The organism is Nitrospira sp. Kam-Ns4a (assembly GCF_965152595.1).
Genome location: NZ_OZ224218.1, coordinates 2,432,887 through 2,455,725, shown reverse-complemented (window position 1 = coordinate 2,455,725; position 22,839 = coordinate 2,432,887). Strand labels below are relative to the sequence as shown.

18 protein-coding genes and 1 pseudogene are annotated in these 22,839 nt (G+C 67.0%); 4 read left to right on the top strand and 15 right to left on the bottom strand.

All coding sequences use genetic code 11. From position 1 onward, the window contains the following. Positions 1–125: 125 nt before the first annotated feature. The 11 genes from ACWHYQ_RS12300 to lepA form a co-directional block, all read right to left on the bottom strand. Positions 126–1,526, bottom strand: coding sequence for a Do family serine endopeptidase (locus tag ACWHYQ_RS12300; RefSeq protein ID WP_447972417.1), 1,401 nt, complete (start codon positions 1,524–1,526; stop codon positions 126–128). 60 nt (positions 1,527–1,586) lie between these two features. Further along, positions 1,587–2,216 (bottom strand): TrkA C-terminal domain-containing protein, encoded by a 630-nt coding sequence (locus tag ACWHYQ_RS12295; RefSeq protein WP_447972416.1) that lies wholly within the window; start codon positions 2,214–2,216, stop codon positions 1,587–1,589. Between the two features lie 143 nt (positions 2,217–2,359). After that, positions 2,360–2,947, bottom strand: a complete 588-nt coding sequence (gene plsY / locus ACWHYQ_RS12290) for a glycerol-3-phosphate 1-O-acyltransferase PlsY (protein ID WP_447972415.1) — start codon at positions 2,945–2,947, stop codon at positions 2,360–2,362. A 64-nt stretch (positions 2,948–3,011) separates the two neighbouring features. Beyond that, a complete protein-coding gene (gene pgsA, locus ACWHYQ_RS12285) occupies positions 3,012–3,635 on the bottom strand; it encodes a CDP-diacylglycerol--glycerol-3-phosphate 3-phosphatidyltransferase (RefSeq protein WP_447972414.1) in 624 nt (207 codons plus the stop codon). Positions 3,636–3,678: 43 nt separating this feature from the next. Continuing rightward, on the bottom strand, positions 3,679–4,638 hold the full coding sequence (locus ACWHYQ_RS12280) for a KpsF/GutQ family sugar-phosphate isomerase (protein WP_447972413.1): 960 nt from the start codon (positions 4,636–4,638) through the stop codon (positions 3,679–3,681). After that, positions 4,635–5,495 carry a 3-deoxy-8-phosphooctulonate synthase gene (gene kdsA / locus ACWHYQ_RS12275; protein ID WP_447972412.1) on the bottom strand — a complete coding sequence of 287 codons (861 nt, stop codon included), beginning with the start codon at positions 5,493–5,495 and terminating at the stop codon, positions 4,635–4,637. Before kdsA ends, ACWHYQ_RS12280 begins: the two co-directional genes overlap by 4 nt. Before the next feature lie 11 nt (positions 5,496–5,506). After that, positions 5,507–7,108, bottom strand: a complete 1,602-nt coding sequence (locus ACWHYQ_RS12270; RefSeq protein ID WP_447972411.1) for a CTP synthase — start codon at positions 7,106–7,108, stop codon at positions 5,507–5,509. Beyond that, on the bottom strand, positions 7,105–7,887 hold the full coding sequence (kdsB, locus tag ACWHYQ_RS12265) for a 3-deoxy-manno-octulosonate cytidylyltransferase (RefSeq protein ID WP_447975560.1): 783 nt from the start codon (positions 7,885–7,887) through the stop codon (positions 7,105–7,107). The genes ACWHYQ_RS12270 and kdsB overlap by 4 nt, the downstream gene beginning before the upstream one ends. Before the next feature lie 7 nt (positions 7,888–7,894). Continuing rightward, positions 7,895–8,980 (bottom strand): D-glycero-beta-D-manno-heptose-7-phosphate kinase, encoded by a 1,086-nt coding sequence (gene rfaE1, locus ACWHYQ_RS12260; protein ID WP_447972410.1) that lies wholly within the window; start codon positions 8,978–8,980, stop codon positions 7,895–7,897. Next, positions 8,950–9,735 carry a signal peptidase I gene (gene lepB, locus ACWHYQ_RS12255; RefSeq protein ID WP_447972409.1) on the bottom strand — a complete coding sequence of 262 codons (786 nt, stop codon included), beginning with the start codon at positions 9,733–9,735 and terminating at the stop codon, positions 8,950–8,952. The genes rfaE1 and lepB overlap by 31 nt, the downstream gene beginning before the upstream one ends. Before the next feature lie 2 nt (positions 9,736–9,737). Beyond that, positions 9,738–11,537: a translation elongation factor 4 gene (gene lepA / locus ACWHYQ_RS12250; protein ID WP_447972408.1), complete on the bottom strand. Its 1,800-nt coding sequence runs from the start codon at positions 11,535–11,537 to the stop codon at positions 9,738–9,740. 123 nt (positions 11,538–11,660) lie between these two features. Between lepA and bioA the strand changes: the two genes are divergently transcribed. From bioA to ACWHYQ_RS12230, 4 genes and pseudogenes are all read left to right on the top strand, one after another. Further along, positions 11,661–13,079 carry an adenosylmethionine--8-amino-7-oxononanoate transaminase gene (gene bioA / locus ACWHYQ_RS12245; protein WP_447972407.1) on the top strand — a complete coding sequence of 473 codons (1,419 nt, stop codon included), beginning with the start codon at positions 11,661–11,663 and terminating at the stop codon, positions 13,077–13,079. Between the two features lie 137 nt (positions 13,080–13,216). Next, positions 13,217–15,223: a glycoside hydrolase family 15 protein gene (locus ACWHYQ_RS12240; protein WP_447972406.1), complete on the top strand. Its 2,007-nt coding sequence runs from the start codon at positions 13,217–13,219 to the stop codon at positions 15,221–15,223. A gap of 337 nt (positions 15,224–15,560) precedes the next feature. After that, positions 15,561–16,337 (top strand): annotated as a pseudogene (locus ACWHYQ_RS12235) (transposase); the annotation flags it as partial. Positions 16,338–16,362: 25 nt separating this feature from the next. Then, positions 16,363–17,136 carry a hypothetical protein gene (locus ACWHYQ_RS12230; protein WP_447975618.1) on the top strand — a complete coding sequence of 258 codons (774 nt, stop codon included), beginning with the start codon at positions 16,363–16,365 and terminating at the stop codon, positions 17,134–17,136. Here ACWHYQ_RS12230 and ACWHYQ_RS12225 read toward each other — a convergent pair. From ACWHYQ_RS12225 to carB, 4 genes are all read right to left on the bottom strand, one after another. After that, positions 17,023–17,988 carry a sigma 54-interacting transcriptional regulator gene (locus ACWHYQ_RS12225; RefSeq protein WP_447972405.1) on the bottom strand — a complete coding sequence of 322 codons (966 nt, stop codon included), beginning with the start codon at positions 17,986–17,988 and terminating at the stop codon, positions 17,023–17,025. The two genes, ACWHYQ_RS12230 and ACWHYQ_RS12225, sit on opposite strands and share 114 nt — an antisense overlap. Before the next feature lie 195 nt (positions 17,989–18,183). Further along, positions 18,184–18,984 carry an SAM hydrolase/SAM-dependent halogenase family protein gene (locus tag ACWHYQ_RS12220; RefSeq protein ID WP_447972404.1) on the bottom strand — a complete coding sequence of 267 codons (801 nt, stop codon included), beginning with the start codon at positions 18,982–18,984 and terminating at the stop codon, positions 18,184–18,186. A gap of 5 nt (positions 18,985–18,989) precedes the next feature. Then, positions 18,990–19,466, bottom strand: a complete 477-nt coding sequence (greA, locus tag ACWHYQ_RS12215; RefSeq protein ID WP_447972403.1) for a transcription elongation factor GreA — start codon at positions 19,464–19,466, stop codon at positions 18,990–18,992. 61 nt (positions 19,467–19,527) lie between these two features. Beyond that, on the bottom strand, positions 19,528–22,833 hold the full coding sequence (gene carB, locus ACWHYQ_RS12210; protein ID WP_447972402.1) for a carbamoyl-phosphate synthase large subunit: 3,306 nt from the start codon (positions 22,831–22,833) through the stop codon (positions 19,528–19,530). Positions 22,834–22,839 lie beyond the last annotated feature (6 nt).

Here is a 22,839-nt window from a genome sequence, read left to right as displayed (position 1 = left end):
AGGTCGTTGTCAAGAGACAACGAGCGACCTTGCGCGCGTGCCGGAGCGGTTGTCACCACCCCGGCGATCTTGCCCGCCAGCCGAGACGCGCGCCTGCCCTTCGCGTCAGCCGCGATAATCTTGGCTCACTTGTCTGACGGCTTCAGCACCACGTAGAAGGCGCGGTTCTCGCGGAGGACCCGAAGGAGCACCGTCTCGCCCCGCTTCAGGCGCGTGATGGCCTCGGTGAACTCCCGCACCGTGGTCACTTCCTTCCGGTTGACCTCCTTGATAAGGTCGCCTTCGCGGAGCCCTTCCACCTGCGCCGCGCTGCCCTGATCCACCTTCGTGATCAGGACGCCGGTGCTCTCCTTGAGCTTAAACTTCTCGGCCAGCTCTGCCGTCAGGTCTTGGACGTCAATGCCCAGCTTGAGGTCCTGCTTGGAGGGCGGCACCGACGCGACCGTCGTGGCCTCCCGCCGCTCGCTCAGGGCCACCGAGAGGACGTGGCGCTTCCCGTCGCGAAGGATCTCGAGCTGCGTCGTGTCCCCAGGGGCCAGGCTGGCGATCAGCCGGGAGAGGCTGTTGGGGGTGTCCACCGGCTTGCCGTCCACCTTCGTGATGATATCGCCCGGCTTTACCCCGGCGCGGGCGGCCGGGTCGTTCTCGAAGACCTCGTTGACGAGCACGCCCTCGCCTTCCTTGACGCCGAACTTCGTCGCCAACTCGGCGGTCAGCGGCTGGATCCCCACGCCGAGCCACCCGCGGACGACCTTGCCGCGTGTCATGAGCTGGTGAATAACCTGCTTGGCCATGTTGGAGGGGATCGCAAATCCGATGCCTTGCGCGAAGTTAATGATGGCCGTATTGATCCCGATCACCTCGCCCCGCATGTTGAAGAGCGGCCCCCCCGAGTTGCCGGGATTGATGGAAGCGTCCGTCTGGATGAAGTGCTCGTAGCGCGACAGGTTCATGTTCTCGCGGCCGATCCCGCTCACGACCCCGAGCGTCACCGTCCGATCGAGCCCGAAGGGATTCCCCACCGCCATGACCCACTGGCCTACCTTCACGGTGCCGGAATCGCCGAAGCTGACATAGGGGAGGGGGCGGTCCGGCGTGACCTTCAGCACCGCGAGGTCGGTGTCCGGGTCCTTGCCGACCACCTGGGCGACGTACTTGGTCTTGTCTGAGAGCCGCACCTCGACCTCGGCGGCGTCGCCGACCACGTGATTGTTCGTGACGATGTGGCCCTCCGCGTCAATGATCACGCCGGAGCCGGTGCCAGGGTTGTTGGGCATGCGCTCGCGCGGGAGTTCCTTCGAAGACCGCCCAGGTCCCTGGACGGGCAGCACGTTCACCACAGCGGGCTTGACCCGCTCGGCCAAGTCCGTGATCACGTCCTCGAATTGCTGCAGGAGCTTCAACCCATCGCTCTCCGCCCGGGCCAGCGCGGGGCTGGTGCCCAGCGAGGCCGAGAACGGAAGCGGGCAGATGGACGAGAGAGCGACCAGACAACCGATAACTGCGACGCGACTCCGGAACTTCATAGGACCTCCGTGTTACAAGCGGCCTTGACGAGCGAGGGCTGACGAGACAGAGTAGTGCCATCAGGCCGTCGCACTTTGCCGAGCCAGGAACCGGGAGACGGCCTGCTTGAGATCGTCGCGCACACCGAGCAGGACGACGGCGTCTCCTGCCCGGAATCGCAGGTGCTCGAAGGAGAGCAGCAGCGTCGGGCCGCGAAATAGGGCGACGAGACGCACGCCGGTCGGGAGGCTCAGGTCTCGCACGGACTGGCCGATGGCCGCCGACCCCCGAGGCACGACGAGGCGCTCCACGAGCGCGGACTGGACCGTGAGGTCCCGCTGCAAGGCCAACAATTCCTCCCGTAACGCTTCCCGCTCCAGCTCGTTGATGACCCCCTCGGTCCGGTCCAGATCGCGCTTGAGCAAGCGGATGCGCCGGGCGCAATCGGCGAGCCGCTGCTCAATGGCGGCACGGGCCGGCCCATCGAGGCGGTGTGCCACTTGGTCCTCCGATAGGACGGCGCAGAGGTGCTGGCCAAGTTCCTGGTGGGCCGAGGCGATCTGGTCGCCGAGCGAAGCGGCGTTCCACTGCAGGTTCAGGATTTGGACCTTCCGGGTGACACGCTCAGCGATCGCGAGCACAGTCTCCCGAACCCCGTCGAGGGTGATCGTGAGGTCCTTGCGGACACGGTGGAGAAATTCGGCCGTCATGGATGAGGACGAATTGCGTGTATCATGTCGGATAAGGGGCATTATGTCAACTACCAGCCGAGGGCCGGCTCGCCCTTCCCCGAACCCTCGCTCTTGTGTAGCCCGAGCAACACCAAAAAGCAACTCCCCCGTCCTTAAATTCCCTAGACGTCGAGGCTTGGCCGGCCGAGTTTGGGCTCGGTTCCGTGCCAGAGCCTGATGATATTGTCTTTGTGACGCACCGTGATGAGCCCGGACAGCAGCAACGAGAAGAGCAGGAAGCTCCACGTCCCGTGAAGAAGGAGGCCGAGGACCGGAAGCGCTGCAAAGGCCGCGAGCGCCCCTCCAGAGGAATAGCGCCAGAATCCGACCGACGCCAGCCAGACCAGGAGCAACCCGAACCCCACCGGCGGGGCGACACCCAGCACCGCGCCCATGGCCGTAGCCACCCCCTTCCCCCCCCGGAAGCCCAAGAATATGGGGAACAGGTGGCCGAGGACCGGCGCAAGGGCCGCGGCCAGCATCCAGCCCTCGTGCTCCAATAGGGCTGCGGCGGTCGCGGCGACGACCCAGCCTTTGCCCACGTCGCCGATCAACGTCAGCACACCGGCCGTCTTGCCGCAGACCCGTAAGACGTTCGTAAACCCGATGTTGCGGCTGCCGGCGGTTCTTGGGTCAGGTTTGCCCAGGCCTTTGGCGACGAGCACGCCGAACGGCACGGACCCCAGCAGGTAGCCCCCGACCGCCAGCATTGCTGGAATCCACTGGTTCACCATGACAGGACTGGGGAGCCGCGCGCCGTCCGCCCGCAGCGGCTTAGAGCCCTTTGCTCCCCACCTGCCGCCAGAAGCTCACGAGATAGCGGCCCCCGGACACGAGACCCAAAGCCAGGGCGGTGTAAAGCAGGATCGTGCCGATGAGGTGGAGGTTCCAGGCTTCCGGGAAGATCCCATCCTCGAGGATCAGCAGGACGATGGCGACCACCTGGGCCACCATCTTGTACTTCCCGCTCGTCTCGGCCGAGAGGACGAACCCTTCGGCGGCGGCGATCGCGCGGACCCCGGTGACCGCCACTTCCCGTGCAATGATCAGGATGGCGACGACTGCGTGGACGCGTTGGAACTGGACCAGCAGGATAAGTCCGGACAGCACCAGCAGCTTGTCCGCGATCGGGTCCAGCAGCCGCCCGAGCTTCGTCACCTCGGACCGGCGCCGCGCCAGGTACCCATCCAGCAGGTCAGTCACGGCCGCGACCGTGAAGACGGCGGCGGCAGCGATGGCCCGCTCCGGCGTCGGGGTCAAGAACAACAGGACGAAGACCGGGATGAGCAAGATGCGCCCGAACGTGAGCAGGTTCGGCAGGTTGAGATTGGCCTGTCCCGCACGGGTTCCGGCCGCTCGAATGGCCTGCGATTCCTTATAGGCCTCTGTGACCCGCATGCGCCTACCCGCTTCCCCACGCTCGGACGGTGTCCGGCCTGCCTCAGATCACTCCGCTCTTCAAGAGGTCGTGCAAGTGCAGCACGCCGATGATCCGGCGGGGCTCGTCAGTCACGACCAGCGAGGTGATCGCATGTTGCTCCATCATGGACAGGGCCTTGGTCGCCAGCTCGTCCGGCCCGATCGTCTTGGGCCGCTTGCTCCCGAGGTCCCCGGCGACGGACCGGGCGAGGTCTTGTCCTTTCTCGAGGAACCGTCGCAGGTCCCCGTCCGTGATGACGCCGACCAACTCGCCGGCTTGGTCCACGACCGTCGTCATCCCGAGCTTCTTGGAGGTCATCTCGAGGATCGCTTCCTGCGCCGGGGCGTCCTGCCGGACCCGGGGAACAGCTTCTCCCTGGTGCATGAGGTCCCGGACCTTGAGCAGCAGGCGACGGCCGAGGACGCCGCCCGGATGAACCTGCGCGAAGTCCTCCTCCTTGAAGCCGCGCTCCTGCAGGAGCGCGATCGCCAGCGCGTCCCCCATCGCCAGGGTCGCGGTCGTGCTCGCTGTCGGGGCCAAGCCCAGCGGGCAGGCCTCCTCCGCCACAGAGATGTCCAGGACCACGTCGCTGTTCTTCGCCAGCGTGGAGCCGGTCCGGCCGGTCAACGCGATAACCGGAACACTCAGCCGCTTCACAAACGGGAGGAGCGTGAGCAGCTCCTCGGTCTCGCCGCTGTTGGAGATCGCGATGAACACGTCCTGGCGCCCCAGCATGCCGAGATCCCCGTGCACGCCCTCTGCCGGATGGAGGAAAAACGCGGGCGTCCCGGTGCTGGCGAGGGTAGCCGCGATCTTCTGGCCGATCAGGCCGGACTTCCCCATCCCGGAGACGACAACCTTTCCGGCGCAGTCGTAGAGGATTCGGACCGCCTGCTCGAACCGGTGGTCGAGGCGTGCGATGAGATCGCGGACTGCCCGGGCTTCGATCTCCAACACCCGCCTGCCGTGCTCGATGCTCATGTCAGTCCTTCGGGGCCTTTCCCCGCGACCGCACAGATCCGTTGCACGTGCTCGAGGAGCGGCTTGAGCTGGTGGAGCGGCACCATGTTCGGGCCGTCCGACAGGGCCGCGTCCGGATTCGGGTGGACCTCCATGAAGAACCCGTCGCAGCCCGCGGCCGCGGCCGCGCAGGCCAGCGGCGCCACGAACTCGCGCTGCCCGGAGGAGCGTGTCCCGCTCCCGCCCGGAAGCTGGACGCTGTGCGTGGCGTCGAACACCACGGGGTAGCCGAAGCTCCGCATGATCGGCAGCGAGCGCATGTCCACGACCAGGTTGTTGTAGCCGAAGGAGGCCCCCCGCTCGGTGAGGAGCAGGCGCCGGTTTCCCGTCTCCTCCAGCTTCGTGACGACGTTGCCCATGTCCCAGGGCGACAGGAACTGCCCCTTTTTGACGTTCACCACGCGGCCGGTCTTCGCCGCGGCCACCAGCAGGTCCGTTTGCCGGCAGAGGAAGGCGGGGATCTGGAGCACGTCCACGACTTCGCCGGCCCGGCTCGCCTCCTCGACGCTGTGCACGTCCGTCAGCACGGGGACCCCAACCTGCTCCCGGATCTTTCGCAATACCTCCAGCCCCTCCGCCAGTCCGGGCCCCCGGAACGAGTGGATCGAGGTCCGGTTCGCCTTGTCGTAGGACGACTTAAAGATGTACGGGATGCCGAGAGCGGCCGCGATCTCCGCGATCTGCTCGGCGGTCTTCAGCGCGAGCGCTTCGCTCTCGATCACGCAGGGGCCGGCGATGAGGAAATGCCGCTGCGTCCCCCCGACTTTAAAGGGGCCGATGTCCACTTCGTACGGCCTGGCGCTTTGAGCGTCGCTCATCGCTTCTGCCGTCAGCTCCCGCATTTGCGGCGCAGGGCTGCACCGACGAACTCCCGGAACAGCGGATGCGGCCGGTGCGGCCGCGACGTGAACTCCGGATGGAACTGGGTCGCGACAAACCAGGGGTGGTCGCGCAGCTCGATGATCTCGACGAGCTGGCCGTCAGGCGAGAAGCCGCTCGCCACCAGTCCGTGCTCGCCCAGCCGGTCGCGGTAGGCGTTGTTGAATTCGTAGCGGTGCCGATGGCGCTCCCGCACTTCCAGGACGCCATAGGCCTTGTGGGCCAGGCTGCCCTCCAGGATGCGGCAGGGGTAGGCGCCCAGCCGCATCGTCCCGCCCTTGTCACTCACGCCTCGCTGCTCGGCCATGAGGTGGATCACGGGGTGCGGCGTGTCCGGATCGAACTCCGCGCTGTTCGCGCCAACCAGGCCCGCGACGTGGCGGGCCAGCTCGACCACAGCGAGCTGCATGCCCAGGCACAGGCCGAAGAACGGGATTCGGTGCTCCCGCGCGTACCGGATCGTCTCGATCTTGCCCTCGATCCCGCGATTGCCGAACCCGCCCGGGATCAGGATGCCGTCCGCGTCCTTGAGGAGCCGCTCCGTCCCCTGCCGTTCGATGTCCGAGGCTTCGATCCACTGCACGTTCACGCGCGTCTCGTGCTCGATGCCGCCGTGGACCAGGGCCTCGGTCAGGCTCTTGTAGGACTCCTTCAGGCCGACGTACTTCCCGGCCAGGGCAATCACGACCTCGTGCTTCGGGTACTTGATCTTCTGGACCATCGTGTCCCACTCCCGGAGGTTGGGCGGGCCGGTCTCGAGCTTGAGCAGCCGGACGATCAGCTCGTCCAGGCCCTCTTTCCGGAACACGATGGGAACCTCATAGACCGTCTCGACGTCTTTGGCGGTGATCACCGCGTCCTTCTCCAGGTTGCAAAAGAGCGCGATCTTCGCCTTGAGGTCTGGCGGGAGGTACCGGTCCGTGCGGCAGAGCAGGATGTTGGGCTGGATGCCGATCTCGCGGAGCTTGTTGACGGAGTGCTGGGTGGGCTTCGTCTTCAGCTCTCCGGCCGCTCCGATGTAGGGCACCAGGGTCAGGTGCACGTAGAGGACGTTCTCCCGGCCCACGTCGTAGGGGAGCTGGCGGATCGCCTCGAGGAACGGCAGGCTCTCGATGTCCCCGACCGTGCCTCCGATCTCGATGATCGCCACGTCCGTGCCCTTTGCGACCTCCAGGATCGTGCGCTTGATCTCGTCGGTGATGTGGGGCACCACCTGAACGGTGCCGCCGAGATAGTCGCCGCGCCGCTCCTTCTGGATGACGCTGTGGTAGATCCGGCCGGTGGTGTAGTTGTTGTTGCGGCTCAGCGTGAGCGACGTGTATCGCTCGTAGTGGCCGAGGTCGAGGTCCGTCTCGGCTCCGTCGTCCGTGACGTAGACCTCCCCGTGCTGGTAGGGGTTCATCGTGCCAGGGTCCACGTTGATGTAGGGGTCGAGCTTGAGGAACGTGATCTTGAGCCCGCGGCTCTCCAGCAGGTTGCCGATGGAGGCGGAGGCGAGCCCCTTCCCGAGGGAGGAGACCACGCCGCCGGTCACGAAGATGTACTTGCTCATCGTTCTCCTCCCACGGGCGCCGGTCGCACGATCCCTCCGGCGGGCACCAGCCGCTGCAGCGCGGCCTCAGCCCGCGCGAGATCTTCCGGGGTGTCCACCCGGAGGGACGGATGGACGGTCTCCCACACCCGGATCGGAATCCCGTGCTCCAGCGCGCGGAGCTGCTCGAGCTGCTCGGCTTCCTCCAGGACGCCGGTCGGCAGGGCGGCGAAGCGCGCCAGCGTCTCGCGGGTATAACTGTAAAGGCCGAGGTGACCGTAATGCAACCCGGCGACGGCGTGTCCCTGCCGATCGCGGACGTGCGGGATCGGCGCGCGCGAAAAATAGAGCGCGCCGCCGTTCGTGTCGGTGGTGACCTTCACGATCGCCGGGTTCTCCAAATCGGCGGGATCGTCCAGCCGGCGCTTGAGCGTCCCTATCCCCGCTCCACTTGCGAGGAAGGGCACCACCAGGTCGCTGAGGAGGTCCGGGTGCAGGACGATCTCGTCCCCTTGGACGTTGACGAAAATGTGCCCCGGCAGCTCGCGCGCGACCGCCGCGACGCGGTCTGACCCCGTTCGATAGGGCTCTGTGGTCAACACAGCCCGTCCGCCGAACCCGACCACGGCGTCGCGGATGCGGGCGTCGTCCGTCGCGACCAGCACGGCGTCCACCCCGCGCGAGCTGCGCACCCGCTCGTAGACGTGCTGGATCAGTGGTTTCCCGAGCAGCCGGGCGAGGGGCTTGCCGGGAAACCGCGACGAGCCGTAGCGGGCCGGGATCACGACGGTCACGGACAGCTCGCGGTCAGGCATGGGCCAGGGCCTCCGAAAGCTGTGGTCCGGTGACGGTCGCCGTGCCGACGAGCCCGACCACGATACCAGCCGCCTGGTTCGCGAGCAGCGCGGCGTCCCGCAGGCTCGCGCCGGTGGCGAGCGCCAGCGCCAGCGTGCCCACGACCGTGTCGCCAGCGCCGGTCACGTCGTAGACCTGGCGAGCCCTCGTCGGGATGTGCCAGCTCGAGCCGTCGGCTTCGAACAGGCTCATCCCCTTCTCCCCGCGCGTCACGAGCACGCACTGGCAGCCCAGGCGCTGCCGGATCACTTCGCCCGCTTCGGCCACCGCCCGGTCGTCCTCGGCCTGGGCTAGACCGGCCGCCTGGGCGGCCTCCAGGTGGTTCGGGGTCACCACGGTCACGCCCTTGTAATAGGCGAAGTGCTCGACCTTGGGGTCCACCACGAGCGGGATGCGGCGCAGCGAGGCCAGGCGGATCAGCTCCGCCATCAGCGGCCCGGTGATGACCCCCTTCGCATAGTCCGAGACGACCAGGCAGACGATTTCCCGCAGCCGGGACTCGACGTACCGGAGAATGCGTTGCTGGAGGCGCGGGGTAATCTCGGCGATGCGCTCGACGTCGTAGCGGACGACCTGCTGGTGGTGCGCGATCACGCGGGTCTTCCGCGTGGTCGGCCGATCCGGATCAATGATCACGCCGCCCCGGCCGCCGGCACCGACCGGCCGCCGGCGCCCCAGCTCCTTGAGCAACAGCCGCCCGCTCTCGTCCGCCCCGACTACCCCGCAGAGATCGGCTTGCCCGCCGAGGGCCAGAATATTGTTATAGACGTTCGCGGCGCCACCGAGCTGGAGCGACTCGGAGTGGACGTGCACGACCGGCACGGGCGCTTCCGGCGAGATCCGGTTCACCTTGCCCCAGATGTAATGGTCCAGGATCAGGTCCCCCACGACCAGGATGCGGGCCTGTGGGAAGCGCGCGATGTGCTGCTGCAGCGCCCGCAGCCGGGCCGGCGGCAAGGGGTGTGCGTCAGCCGCCGGGCCACTCGACGCCGCTGCGCGCGCGCGCCCTAGTGGATCGCCTTGCCGATTCGCTCCCATCGTACCCACTCGTACCATTTGCCCTGGCCGCTCCAAGACCAATAGATGCGGAACGCGTTGCCCCGGATCTTGTCGGCGGTCACGAAGCCCCAGAACCGGCTGTCGAGGCTCTGGTCTCGGTTGTCCCCCATGACGAAGTAGGACCCCTCCGGCACTGTCACGGGCCCGAAGTTGTCCCGTGGGTTGATCGCGCCGTCAATGACGCCAGGGTCCACGCGCTGGGTGAATGCCCGGTCATCGTAAGGCTGGCCGTTGATGTAGACCGTCTTGTTCACGATCTGAATCCGATCGCCCGGGAGCCCGATGATCCGCTTGATGAAGTCCTTGTCCTCGTCCTCCGGATACCGGAAGACGATGATGTCGCCCCGCCGGGGTTTGCCGAACTCGATCAGGGTCTTCGAGGCGTAGCAGGTGACCGGCGGGAAGGCCAGCTTGACCTTGCAATCGGTCGGCCACTGAAGCCCGTAAGAGAGCTTGCTGACCAGGATGTGGTCCCCGATCAGGAGCGTGGGGATCATCGAGCCGGAGGGGATCTTAAACGCCTGGACGACGAACACCCGGATCGCGAAGGCCAGCAGCATCGCCACGATGATGGCCTCCGCGTATTCGCGGACGAGCGACTTGCGCGCCGGCTGCGCGGGCGCGGGCTCCGCCGCCGTCTCCGGGAGGCTCAAGGGCTCGGCCACGCCCGACGAGGAGATCGGCTCGGCCGAGGCACCCTGCGTCTCTTCGATGCTCCGTGGAGTCCGGTCCATGGTCACTCCCCCGTCACCTTCAGCAGTGCCAGGAAGGCTTCCTGGGGCACCTCGACTCGCCCCACCTGCTTCATGCGCTTCTTGCCTTCTTTCTGTTTCTCCCACAGTTTTCGCTTCCTGGTGATGTCGCCGCCGTAGCACTTGGCGGTGACGTTCTTCTTGAGCGCCCCGATCGTCTCGCGAGCGATGACCTTGTTCCCGATCGCGGCCTGGACCGCCACCTCGAACATCTGCTTGGGAATCAGCTCCTTTATTTTCTCGGCAAGCTGGCGCCCGCGGACCTGGGCCTTGTCCCGGTGGGTGATGAACGAGAGCGCGTCCACCGTCTCGCCGTTCAGCAGCAGATCCACCTTGACCAGGTCGGATTCCCGGTAGCCGATCAACTCGTAGTCCAGCGACGCGTAGCCCTGTGTGCGCGACTTGAGCTTGTCGTAGAAATCGAGGATGACCTCGTTCAGCGGCAGCTCGTAGGTCAGCAGGACCCGAGTCGGGTCGAGGTACTGGAGGCCCTTTTGGACGCCACGCCGGTCCTGGCAGAGCTGGAGGATCCCGCCCACGTACCGCTCCGGCGTGATGATCGTCGCCCGGATGAAGGGCTCCTCGTACCGCTCGATCTTGTTCAGCGGCGGGAGCTTCGCCGGGTTGTCAATGGTGAGCACCTCGCCGGCGGTCGTCACGACTCGGTAGACGACGGTCGGGGCCGTCGTGATCAGGGTCAGCCCGTACTCCCGCTCCAGCCGTTCCTGGATGATCTCCATGTGCAGCAATCCCAGGAACCCGCAGCGGAACCCGAACCCCAGGGCGAGCGAGGTCTCCGGCTCGTACACGAACGACGAATCGTTCAAGCGCAGCTTCTGGAGGGCTTCGCGCAGGTCCTCGAAGCGGGCCGTGTCGGTCGAGTAGAGGCCGCAGAAGACGAGCGGCTTGGCTTCCTTGTAGCCCGGAAACGGTTGGGCCGTCGGCCGGGTCGCGTCGGTGATCGTATCGCCAATCTTGGTGTCCGCGACCTCCTTCATGCCGGCGCAGAGGTAGCCGACCTCGCCGGTGCCGAGGCTCTCGGTCTTCGTCCGCTTGGGCGTGAACTGGCCGACCTCGGACACCTCGAAGACCCGCTGGCTGGACATGACCAGGATCTTCATCCCCGGCCGGACGATCCCGTCAATGATCCGGATCAGCACAACTACGCCCTGGTAGTTGTCGAACCAGGAGTCGAAGACCAGGGCCTTGAGCGGTTTCCCTGGATCGCCCGCCGGGGGCGGGATCCGCGCGATCACCGCCTCCAAAACCTCCACGATCCCGCGGCCTTCCTTGGCGCTGACAAGAAGCGCGTCTGTGGCATTGAGGCCCAGGACCTCCTGGATCTGATGCTTGACGCCCTCGACGTCGGCGCTGGGAAGATCGATTTTGTTGATCACGGGGATGATGACCAGGTTGTTCGCGATCGCCAGGTAGGCGTTCGCGATGGTCTGCGCCTCCACGCCCTGGCTCGCGTCCACGAGCAGGAGCGCTCCTTCGCAGGCGGCCAGGCTGCGCGAGACCTCATAGGTGAAATCCACGTGGCCGGGCGTATCAATCAGATGGAGGGCGTAGGTCCGCCCATCCCTCGCCTGATACCGGATCGCGACCGCATGGGCCTTGATCGTGATCCCGCGCTCACGCTCCAGGTCCATGGCGTCGAGGATTTGTTCGCGGAACTCCCGGGCCGTGATGGCGCCGGTGACTTCGAGAAACCGGTCAGCGAGGGTGGATTTCCCGTGATCGATATGCGCGATAATAGAGAAGTTCCGGATGTGAGTCTGCAAATCCCTCCTCGTTGGCAAGAAAATTAAACCATTATAGTAACTGGCCCGGAGGTTGTCAAAGCGGAATCCGTTCAGGCATACTCAGCCGATCTCCGTGATCCACCCCAGGCCTCTGTGATCCGCATGCACTCATCCCTGCCGCCCCGGCCGCCGCGCTCCCGCACCGTGCAGCTCGCCGCCTGGGACCGCCGCTACCTGTGGCATCCGTTCACGCAGATGCAGGAGTGGGCCGCCGAGGTGCCCGTGATCATCGAGCGCGGCCGCGGCGCGTCGCTGACCGACACCGACGGGCGGACCTACTTGGACGGCGTCTCTTCACTGTGGGTGAACATCCACGGCCATCGGCATCCGGCTCTCGATCGGGCGATCCGGGAGCAACTCGGCCGGGTGGCGCACAGCACCCTGCTGGGGCTCTCGAGCCCCCCGGCCATCCGGCTCGCGCGCGAGCTGGTCCGGCTGGCGCCGAAGGGATTGACCCGCGTCTTCTACTCCGACGACGGCTCCACCGCCGTCGAGGTCGCGCTCAAGATGGCGCTGCAGTACTGGCAGCAATGCGGGCGGCGGGCCGGGCCCAAGCGGACCTTCGCGCACCTCGCCCTGGCCTACCACGGCGACACCGTCGGCGCGATGAGTGTGGGCGGCATCGCGCTGTTCCAGGGCCGCTTCCGCCCGCTCCAGTTCCGGACGATGGCGGTGCCCGCGCCCTACTGTTATCGCTGCCCGCTGGGGAAGACCTACCCTTCCTGCGCCCTGGCCTGTCTGGAGCCGGTGGAGTCACTCCTGAAGCGCCACCACCGGGAGCTGGCCGGGTTCGTGGTCGAGCCGCTGGTTCAGGCGGCGGCCGGCATGATCACGGCGCCGCGGGGGTACCTGGCGCGGCTGCGCGAGCTGTGCACCCGCTACGACGTCCTCTTGATCGCCGACGAGGTCGCGACGGGATTCGGGCGGACCGGCAGGCTGTTCGCCTGCGCGCACGAAGGCGTCACGCCGGATCTGATGGCGCTCAGCAAGGGGCTCACGGGCGGCTACCTGCCACTCGGCGCCACGCTCGCGACGGAAGAGATCTATCGGGCCTTTCTCGGGGCGTACGGCGAGTGGAAGACCTTCTTCCATGGGCACAGCTTTACGGGGAACGCGCTGGGCTGCGCCGTCGCGCTTGCGAACCTGGCGGTCTTCCGCAAGGCCCGGACGCTCGCGCGGCTGCGTCCCAAGATCGCCGCGCTGCGGCGGCTCCTCCGCCCGATCGGCAGGCTCGCCCACGTGGGCGACATCCGGCAGTGCGGGTTCATGGTCGGCATCGAGCTGGTCCGGGACCGGGCGACCCGCACCCCCTATCCGCTGGCTGAGCGGGTCGGCCACCGTGTCGCGATGGAGGCCCGGCGCCGCGGGCTGCTGATCCGGCCCCTGGGCAACGTCGTCGTCCTCATGCCGCCCCTGATCATCACGGTCCAGGAGCTGGCCCGCATGGTCGGGATCGTCCGCGATGCCATCCGGGCAGTCACCGAATGCGACACCAGCCCGGCGCGGCCCGACCGCACCTGACGAGGGGGCGTCATCGGAGCAGCTCTCGGGCGCAGTTCTCACTTTCACCGCCCCGCTTCCTGCGATATACTGCGTACGCGGCGATCCAGGGGCGTTGCGGCTTCCCCGTGACGCACCGCTGTGGACCCGGTGTGCCCATGCCCAGAGACCTTCCGCTCGGCAACGGCTCGCTCCTCGTCAACGTGGATGCGACTTACCAGTTGCGCGACCTCTACTGGCCGCACGTCGGGCTCGAGAACCACACGAACGGGCACGTCTGCCGCTTTGGAGTCTGGGTGGACGGCCGGTTTCGGTGGCTGGACGATCCCGGCTGGTCTCGCCGGCTTCGCTATGCGCCGGCGACCTTGGTCGCGGAGGTGGAGCTATCGCATCCGGACCTCCAGCTCGAGCTGGTCTGTCACGACGCGGTGGACTTTCACGAGAACCTGTACCTGCGCCGGGTAGACGTGAGCAATCCCACGGAAATGCCGCGCGACGTCCGGCTCTTCTTCCACCATGACCTTTACATCTCCTCCCATGAAACTGGCGATACGGCCTATTACGAGCCGGAGCGGCGCGCAGTCTATCACTACAAAGGCCCGCGCTGGTTCCTGGCCAACGCCGCGACCCCGGGGCGGCGTCCCGAGGATGCCCCGGACACGGTCGAGGGCTGGCATATCGGAGTGCACCAATGGGCCTGCGGGCACAAGGGAGTCCAAAGCCTCCAGGGTACGTGGAAGGATGCGGAGGACGGGCAGCTCTCCGGCAATCCAATCGCCCAGGGTTCCGTGGATTCCACGGTGGCGGTGCACCTGGCCCTCCCCCCGCGCACCACCCAGACGGCCTACTATTGGCTGGCGGTCGGCTCCTCGTTCGAGGAGGTCACCCGGCTGAACCGCTCGGTCCGGCATCGAGGCCCCTGGCACTTCCTGAACCGCACGGCCTCCTACTGGCGGCTCTGGCTCGAGTCGCACCGCCCGGACTTTGCCGACCTGCCCGAGGGTGTGCGCGCGCTGTACGACTTGAGTCTGCTGATCCTCCGTACCCAGATTGACAACGGCGGCGCGATCCTCGCCGCCAACGACTCGGACATCGCCTCGGCTGTCCGGGATACCTACTCCTACATGTGGCCGAGGGACGGGGCGCTGGTCGCCTATGCCCTGGACCTAGCCGGCTATCTGGACATCACCCGCCCCTTCTTCCGCTTCTCCTGCCAGGTGATCAGCAAGGAGGGGTACCTGCTGCACAAGTACAATCCGGATGGGACCCTCGCCTCGAGCTGGCATCCCTGGGTGAGGAACGGCCGCAAGGATCTGCCGATCCAGGAGGACGAGACCGCGCTCGTGGTCTGGGCCCTTTGGCGGCACTTCCAGCGGTGGAAGGACGTCGAGTTCATCAAGCCGCTCTACCGCGCACTCATCGTGCGGGCAGCGGAGTTCATGGTGGGCTACCGCGACCCCACGAGCGGATTGCCGCTCCCTTCCTACGACCTATGGGAAGAACGGCGTGGCGTCCTCGCGTTCACCTGCGCGGCGGTCTGGGCCGGCCTGCAGGCGGCGGGAGGCTTCGCCGCGGCCTTCGGCGAGGCGGCGCGGGCCGAGCAGTACTGGCGCGCCGCCGCGGAGATTAAGGCCGGTGTGGAATCGGTGCTCTACCGGCCAGAGCTGGACCGCTTCGTCCGGATGGCGAACCGGAAAGCGGACGGGAGCTGGGACTTCGACCCGGTCCTAGACAGCTCGCTGTTCGGGTTGTGGTACTTCGGGCTGTTGCCTGTGCACGACCTGCGGGTCGTGCAGACCATGAGGGCTGTGCGGGAACGCCTGTGGGTCAAGACGGCGGTCGGCGGGGTGGCCCGGTACGAGAACGACTACTATCACCGGCAGAGCGACGACGTCGCCACCGTGCCCGGGAATCCTTGGTTCGTCTGTACGCTCTGGCTGGCCCAGTGGACCATCGCGAGCGCGACCAGGCGGGAGGACCTCAAGGAGGCGGTGGCGCTCCTGGAGTGGTGCGTGCGGCACGGCCTCCCGTCCGGCGTGCTCGCCGAGCAGGTGCACCCCTTTACGCACGAGCCCCTCTCCGTCTCGCCACTGACCTGGAGCCACGGGACCTTCGTCGCGGCGGTCCAAGACTATCTGGCCGCGTGGCACCGGCTCGCCGGCTAGGCTCAGGGGCCGAGCCCAGCGCGGGGCCGGCTCAGCGACGGGCGACGGGGATCACCAGCTTGTGGGCCCTGTGGGTGTCGGAGAAGCTGACCACCTTTGTGTCCACAAGGCCGGCTGCCTTGCCGACGGCGATGACATCCTGTTTCCTTGAGGTGCGCTTGGCCCTTGGGCGCTACGACCCAGATCGCTCCGTTCTTCTTGATCGAGCGCTGGAGGGCTGTGAGCCGGTTCAGGGCGTCTTTGGTCTCGGCTAAGCCCAGATTCCGCAGTTGATCCGTCTTGATGTGGAGTAGGCGATCACATTCTCCCGTGGGGACAGGAGGTTCGGTATGCGAGGGTGTCACCGACCCGCGTCACCGCTCTACCCGAAGATCCGCTTTGCGTTTACGGACCATCCGATCACCGTCTGGGCTGGGGCCATTCTGCTCCGCCTGTACTTCGAACTGATCAGCCTGCGGGCCGCGCTCGTCCCGCTGCTGGCGCCCTTTGCGAAGACGTCGAACAATCAGATTGCCTCGGTGGACGTGCTGCTAGCCTGGTGGTACAGCCTGCGTTGGGGATCGAGCGGTTCGCGCACGTCACGCGGTACCGCCGGGATCCTTTGCTGCCTCGCCTGCTCGGCCTTACGCGCTTCCCGGCGCCCGATACGCTCCGGCGCTTCTTTCCCGGCTTCACGGCCCAGCGGCTCACCGAGGTGTCCGAAACCCTGATGCGGCTGTCTCTGAGCGCCATGCGGCCGATCGTGCTGGGCCATCCCCTGGACCTGGATTCGACCGTGTTCTGTCGCTATGGCGAGCAGGACGGAAGCCTCACGGGGCAGAACCCGCTCACGCAGGGTCGCCCCTCCCAGCATCCGTTGGTCGCGTGGGTGAGCGAGCGCCGCCGGCTCTTGTGGGCCACCTTGCGGGCGGGCCATGCGGGGACCGCCAATGGCGCCCGGGCATTGCTGGCGCAAGCCTTAGTGCTGCTGCCAGCCGGGCACCAGATCGGCCTCGTGCGGACGGATGCTGGCTTCTTGGTGACGGCCTGCTTGTGCTTCTTGGAAGCCCGCGATCTGCCATATATCATCGTGGCGCGGCTGACCCCGCTCGTCCGCCAGCGGGTCGTGCAGCGCATTCCGGAGGCCGAGTGGCGGACCCGTGGCCCGGGGCATCGCCGTGGCCGATGCGATGGCCACGTGGCCCGCCTGGCGGGGGCAGCGGCGGCAGTTCGTGTGCCTGCGCCAGACCCTGGCCGAGCCCCCCGACGCCCGGGGGCGGTACCTGATCGAGTGCCCGGGCTACACCTCCCGGGTCTTCGTCACCACGGTGCCCTACGCCGCCGAGTTGGTCACGCGGATGGACGCGGGCCGGGCGGACAGCGAGAACCGGATCAAGGAGCTGACAGAGGACCTGAGCCTGGACACGTTCTGCCTCCAGTCGTTTGACGCGACCGCTGCGGCCTTCCGGACTGGCTGTGTCCTCTCCAATCTCCTGAGGGGCTTCCGGGAGACGGTCCTGCCCGCGTGCTGGTTTAAGCGGCGGCTGCGGGCTGTCCGGGACCTGATCGTTCTGGTCGGGGCGGATCTGATCCCCCAAGCCCGCTGGCTCCGCATCCGCTTCGCCGTCCCCCGCGACGAGCGCGCCGACTTTCTCACCCGGTTGCGGACCCTGTTCCACGGTCTCCCGATTGCGGCGCAGTTGGAATGGGACCTGCCGAGGCGGATGACCCCCGCCAGCCCCCATCGGGGCCTGCCGACCTCACCGGCCCGGCGCTCCCATTCACGCCTCACGCCCAGGGCGCCTCCCCATGATCGTCATTCAACTGCGGAATTCGGGTTCAAACCGCTTCAGGGCTTCGGACAAGCCCACCCCTGCCCGGACCATCTCGGTGGCGGCGTGGTCGAGGGCCAGCTCACGGTCAGCAGAAGGTGACGCGAGCAGAAGCCGAATGACTTCGGGCGGGAGGTCGCCCATCTCCAAGCGATCGCCGGCCCGCTTGCGAAACAGGGCCTGGCGGACGATGTTCTCCAGCTCTCGCACGTTGCCCTGCAGCTCGAGCGAGGTCAGCAGCTCGAGGACACGGGGCTCGACGGCACGGATTCCATGCTGGTAGCAGGCTCGGTATTTCTCGAGAAAGAACTGGACCAGGGGAGCGATGTCTTCCTTGCGTTGCTTGAGCCCCGGGACCCGAAGGGAGAGGACGTTCAGCCGATGGTACAGGTCCAATCGGAATTCTCCCCGAGACACCGCCGCAGCCAACTCCTTGTTCGTGCCGGCGATCACGCGGACGTCCACCGCGCGCTCGACCGTCTCGCCGACCGCCAGGATGCGGCCCTCCTGGAGCACCCGCAGGAGCTTCGGTTGCAACCTGAGGTCCAGCTCGCTGACCTCATCGAGGAAGAGCACGCCGCGGTGGGCGGCCCGGAACAGGCCTGGATGCGCGGCGATCGCGCCAGTAAAGGCCCCCCGGGCATGCCCGAAGAACTCGCTCTCGGCCAGCGAGCCGGGGACGGCGCTGCAGTTCACCGCGACGAAGGGGCCCTGGGAGCGCTTGCGGTCAACCTGGTGGATGGCCCGGGCAATGAGCTCCTTCCCGGTCCTGGATTCTCCGGTGATCAGCACGGGCACATCGCTGACCTGGCCAGCCTTCTGCACGAATTCCCTCACCAGCCGGAGCGCTGGGCTGCGCCCCACCAGCCCGAGCTGCTCCAGGCAAGCGGTGGTGGCGTCGTCGTCCGTCTGGCGTCGCTTCAGACAGCCCAGCGCGGCTTCCTTCGGCGCCATGCGGGCACCTGGCCGGGCCCCCTTCTCACGGCGGTCATCCCCGTTCGACTCCTCTGAGGGCGCCTGAGAGAAACGAGCCGATCCGGCTCACTGGCGTGTTCGCCGGGAACGCAAAGGGGGAAAGAGATTGGGGGAGGCACTTGTGGCGAGGAAGACCGCCCGGGCGGGTCGAAGAGGGACCCCCCCGGCGTGGCGCTAGGCCAGCTCGATCCGCTCGCCGCGGCCGCACTTAAGCAGCGCGGCGGCGCTCCCGTCCTTGACGAAGATTTCGAGCTGGCCGTTGCTGTTGATAAGGGCCTGGGGCGCGCCCGGCTGCCCCGCCGCGTAGGTCGCCACCAAATCGTCAATCGTGACGCCGGCGATCCGGATCGAGACGCGGTCCTGCCGGGACTTCCCTTTCGCTTCCTTGAGGAAGAGCGGCGTGATGTTGGAGATCAGGTTGCCGAACCGGTCCACGTACATGATCCGCCCGACGAGCACGCCGCCGCTCCAGGCCGGGTGTGGAAAGGGTAGCGTGACGTAATCCCGAATGAGCCGGCCGTAGGAGCCCGGCTGCTGCCCCCGGGTGAGCCAGGCGGCCGAAGGAGCGAACAGGTCCCGCCCGTCGAAGGTCGCCCCTTCGGAGTCCAGCCGGTACTGCTTGTTCTCGATCTGGCGGACTTCCACGGACGTCTCTTCCTCGAGTGCGTAGCTGAGGATGCCGTTGTCCGGTCCCAGGAAGAAGTACCGGGAGCTGGTCGCCAGCAGCGCGCGCCGCATGGTGCCGACCCCCGGGTCCACGACGGCTACATGGATCGTACCGTCCGGGAAATACTTGTAACAGGACTTGAGGAGGTAAGCCCCCTCCTCGACCTGCTGGGGCTCGACCTGGTGCGAGAGGTCCACGATCCGGCACTGCGGGTTGATGTTCAGGATGACCCCCTTCATGCTCGCGACGAAGTAGTCGCGATCGCCGAAGTCGGTCAACAGCGTCACGAGAGAAATGGCAGTCGGCATGGCCGTCACAGTTCTTCGAAGCGGATTTCCAGGATCTCGTACTCCGCCTGCCGGGCGGGGGTCTTGACCTCGACGATGTCGCCGACCCGGTGGCCGATCAAGGCCTTGCCGACCGGCGACTGGACGGAGATCTTGCCGTTCTTCAGGTCCGCCTCGTCCTGCCCGACCAGCGTATACTGTTTCTGCTCGTTGGCCTGGACGTCCAGGAGCACGACCGTGGCGCCGAACACGACCGTGTCGCCGGCGAGGTTGGCCGTGTCCACGATCCGGGCCTCCGCGAGCTTGCGCTCCAGCTCCGTGATCCGGGACTCGATGAACCCCTGCCGCTCCTTGGCGGCTTCGTATTCGGCATTCTCGCTGAGGTCTCCGTGGGAGCGCGCCTCGGCGATCGCCTCGATCACCTTCGGCCGCTCCACCTTCTTCAACCGGTCCAGCTCCGCCTTCAGCGCGTCGTAGCCCTTTCTCGTGATCGGAGTCGGCATAGCTTTTCCTCAACAAGCGACGGCCAACGGCTACCAGCAAATAGCAAACAGTTGCTTGCTGCTAGCCACTTGCTGTCTGGTGGTACTCCTGCAAGGACTTGATCGTCAGCCCCTTGCGGACGATCGCTTCGATGCCGAGCACGGCTGCCCTGGCGCCGGGCATCGTCGTGTAGTACGGGATATTGTGGTGGAGCGCCTCCCGGCGGATGGACTTGGAATCCGCATGGGACGATTCGCTCCCGACCGTATTGACGACCAGGCAGATCTCCCCGTTCTTGATGTGGTCCACGATGTGCGGCCGGCCTTCCGTCACCTTGTTCACGGTCGTGGCGGGAACGCCACGCTCCTGCAAAAAGGCGGCTGTGCCGCGGGTGGCCTCGATCTGGAACCCGAGCCGCCGGAGGCGGCGGGCGATCTCCAGGGCCGCCGGCTTGTCCCGGTCCTTCACGCTGAGGAACGCTGTGCCGCCGGTCGGTAGGGAGACGTTGGCCGCGGCCTGGGATTTGGCGAAGGCCCAGCCGAACTCCTCGTCGATCCCCATGACCTCGCCGGTCGAGCGCATCTCCGGCCCCAGCAGGACATCCACGCCCGCGAACTTGGTGAAAGGGAACACGGCTTCCTTGACCGAGACGTGGGCGGGGGCGGGGGCTTCCGTGAAGCCCAGCTCCTCCAGCGTGCGCCCCATCATCACCTTCATGGCCAGCTTCGCCAGCGGCACGCCGATCGCCTTGCTCACGAAAGGCACCGTCCGGGAGGCCCGCGGGTTGACCTCGAGCACGTACAGGGTCCCGTTGCGCACGGCAAACTGCGCGTTCATGAGCCCGACGACGCCCAGCTCCATCGCCAGCGCGGCGGTCTGGCGGCGGATCTCCGCGACGACGCCCGCGTCCAAGCTATAGGGGGGCAGCGAACAGGCGGAATCCCCGGAATGCACCCCCGCCTCCTCGATGTGCTCCATGATCCCGGCGACGACGACCCGGCGGCCGTCGGCGATGGCGTCCACGTCAATCTCGATGGCGTCCTCCAGGTACTTGTCAATGAGCACGGGATGGTCCGGCGAGGCCTTGACCGCCGACGCCATGTAGGTGAGCAGACCGTCCTCGTCGTAGACGATCTGCATGGCGCGCCCGCCCAGCACGTAGGAGGGGCGGACCATGACCGGATAGCGCAGCCGCGCGGCCACCCGCACAGCCTCCTCCACGGAGCGGGCCATGCCGCTCGCCGGCTGGGTGAGTCCGAGCGTGAGCAGGAGGTCGCGGAAGCGCTCCCGGTCCTCGGCCCGGTCAATCGCGTCCGGCTTGGTGCCGAGGATGTTCGCGCCCGCCCGCTCCAACGGCAGCGCGAGCTTGAGCGGCGTCTGGCCGCCGAACTGCACGACGAGGCCCAGGGGCCGTTCGCACGCGACGATGTTCAGGACGTCCTCCTCTGTGAGCGGCTCGAAGTACAGCCGGTCGGAGGTGTCGTAGTCCGTGCTGACCGTCTCCGGGTTGCAATTGACCATGATGGTCTCGATCCCCAGCTCCCGGAGCGCGAAGGCGGCGTGCACGCAGCAGTAATCGAACTCGATCCCCTGCCCGATGCGGTTGGGTCCGCCCCCGAGGATCACGACTTTCGGCCGCGTGGTCGGCCGCGCCTCGCATTCGCGCTCGTAGGTGGAGTAGAGGTAGGGCGTGTGCGCCTCGAACTCGGCCGCGCAAGTGTCCACGCGCTTGTAGGTGACGGCCCGGTCCCCGGGGGCGCCGGCCGGTCCGAGGGCCGCGCGCACCCGGCGTGCGTCGGTCTTGGGGATCCCGAGGAGCTGCGCGATCCGCTCATCCGCAAACCCGAGCTGCTTGGCTTCCAGAAGGAGGTCATGGGTGATGGGGGTACCCGTGGCTCCGAAGAATGCAACGGGTTCCCGGTGCTGGGCAGCCTTGATCAGGCGGCTTTCGAACTCGACGATCTCCCGGATCTGATCCAGGAACCAGGGGTCCACCTTGGTCAGCTCGTACAGGGCCTCGATTGAGAGCCCTGCGCGGAAGCCGTCAGCGAGATGCCAGAGGCGGTCCGGGTGCGGGGCCCGGAGCGCGACGCGCACGCGCGCGGCGGCCTCTTCGCGGGAGATCCCGTCCGGGAGCCCCCGGTCCCAGCCCTGCAGGGAGATAAGCCCGCAGCGGTCCACCTCGAGCGACCGAATCGCTTTCTGAAGCGCCTCCTTGAACGTCCGGCCGATGGCCATGGCCTCCCCGACCGATTTCATCTGCGTGGTCAGGGTTGGGTCTGCCCCGGGGAACTTCTCGAAGGCGAACCGCGGGACCTTCACGACCACATAATCAATGGTGGGTTCGAAGGCGGCCTTGGTCACCCGCGTGATGTCGTTGGTGATCTCGTCCAGCGTATAGCCGACCGCCAGCTTGGCGGCGATCTTGGCGATCGGGAACCCGGTCGCCTTCGAGGCGAGGGCCGAGCTGCGGGAGACGCGCGGGTTCATCTCGATCACGACCATTTCGCCGGTGTCCGGATTCACGCCAAACTGGATGTTGGAGCCGCCCGTGTCCACGCCGATCTCCCGGATGATCCGGATCGCGGCGTCCCGCATCGCCTGGTATTCCTTATCCGTCAGCGTGAGGGCCGGCGCCACGGTGATGCTGTCGCCCGTGTGGACGCCCATGGGGTCCAGGTTCTCGATCGGGCAGACGATGACGACGTTGTCCTTGAGGTCCCGCATCACCTCCAGCTCGAACTCTTTCCAGCCGATGACGGATTCCTCGATCAGGATCTCCCCGACCGGGCTCGCCTGAAGCCCCCATTCGGCGCAGCGCTTGAACTCCTCGATGTTGTAGGCGATGTTCCCGCCGGTGCCCCCGAGAGTGAACGAGGGACGGACGATCGTCGGAAAGCCGATCCGTTCGACCTCGCGCTCGGCCTCGGCCAGCGTCCGCGCGATGCCGCTGGCCGGCGTCCGCAGGCCGATCTTCCACATGGCCTGCCGGAAGGCCTCCCGGTCCTCGGCCTTGTGGATGGCGTCGGCCGACGCGCCGATGAGCTGCACGCCGTACTTGGCGAGCGTCCCGCGTTGGGCCAACGCGACCGCCACGTTGAGAGCGGTCTGGCCGCCCATGGTGGGCAGCAGGGCGTCGGGCCGCTCCCGCTCGATGACCCGCTCGATGACGTCCGCCGTGATCGGCTCGATGTAGGTCCGGTCCGCCAGTTCCGGGTCGGTCATGATCGTCGCGGGATTGCTGTTGATCAGGACCACCCGATAGCCCTCTTCCTTCAGGGCCTTGCAGGCCTGGGTTCCCGAGTAGTCGAACTCGCAGGCCTGCCCGATGACGATGGGGCCGGACCCGATCAGCAGGATGGACTGGATGTCGGCGCGTTTCGGCATAGACTC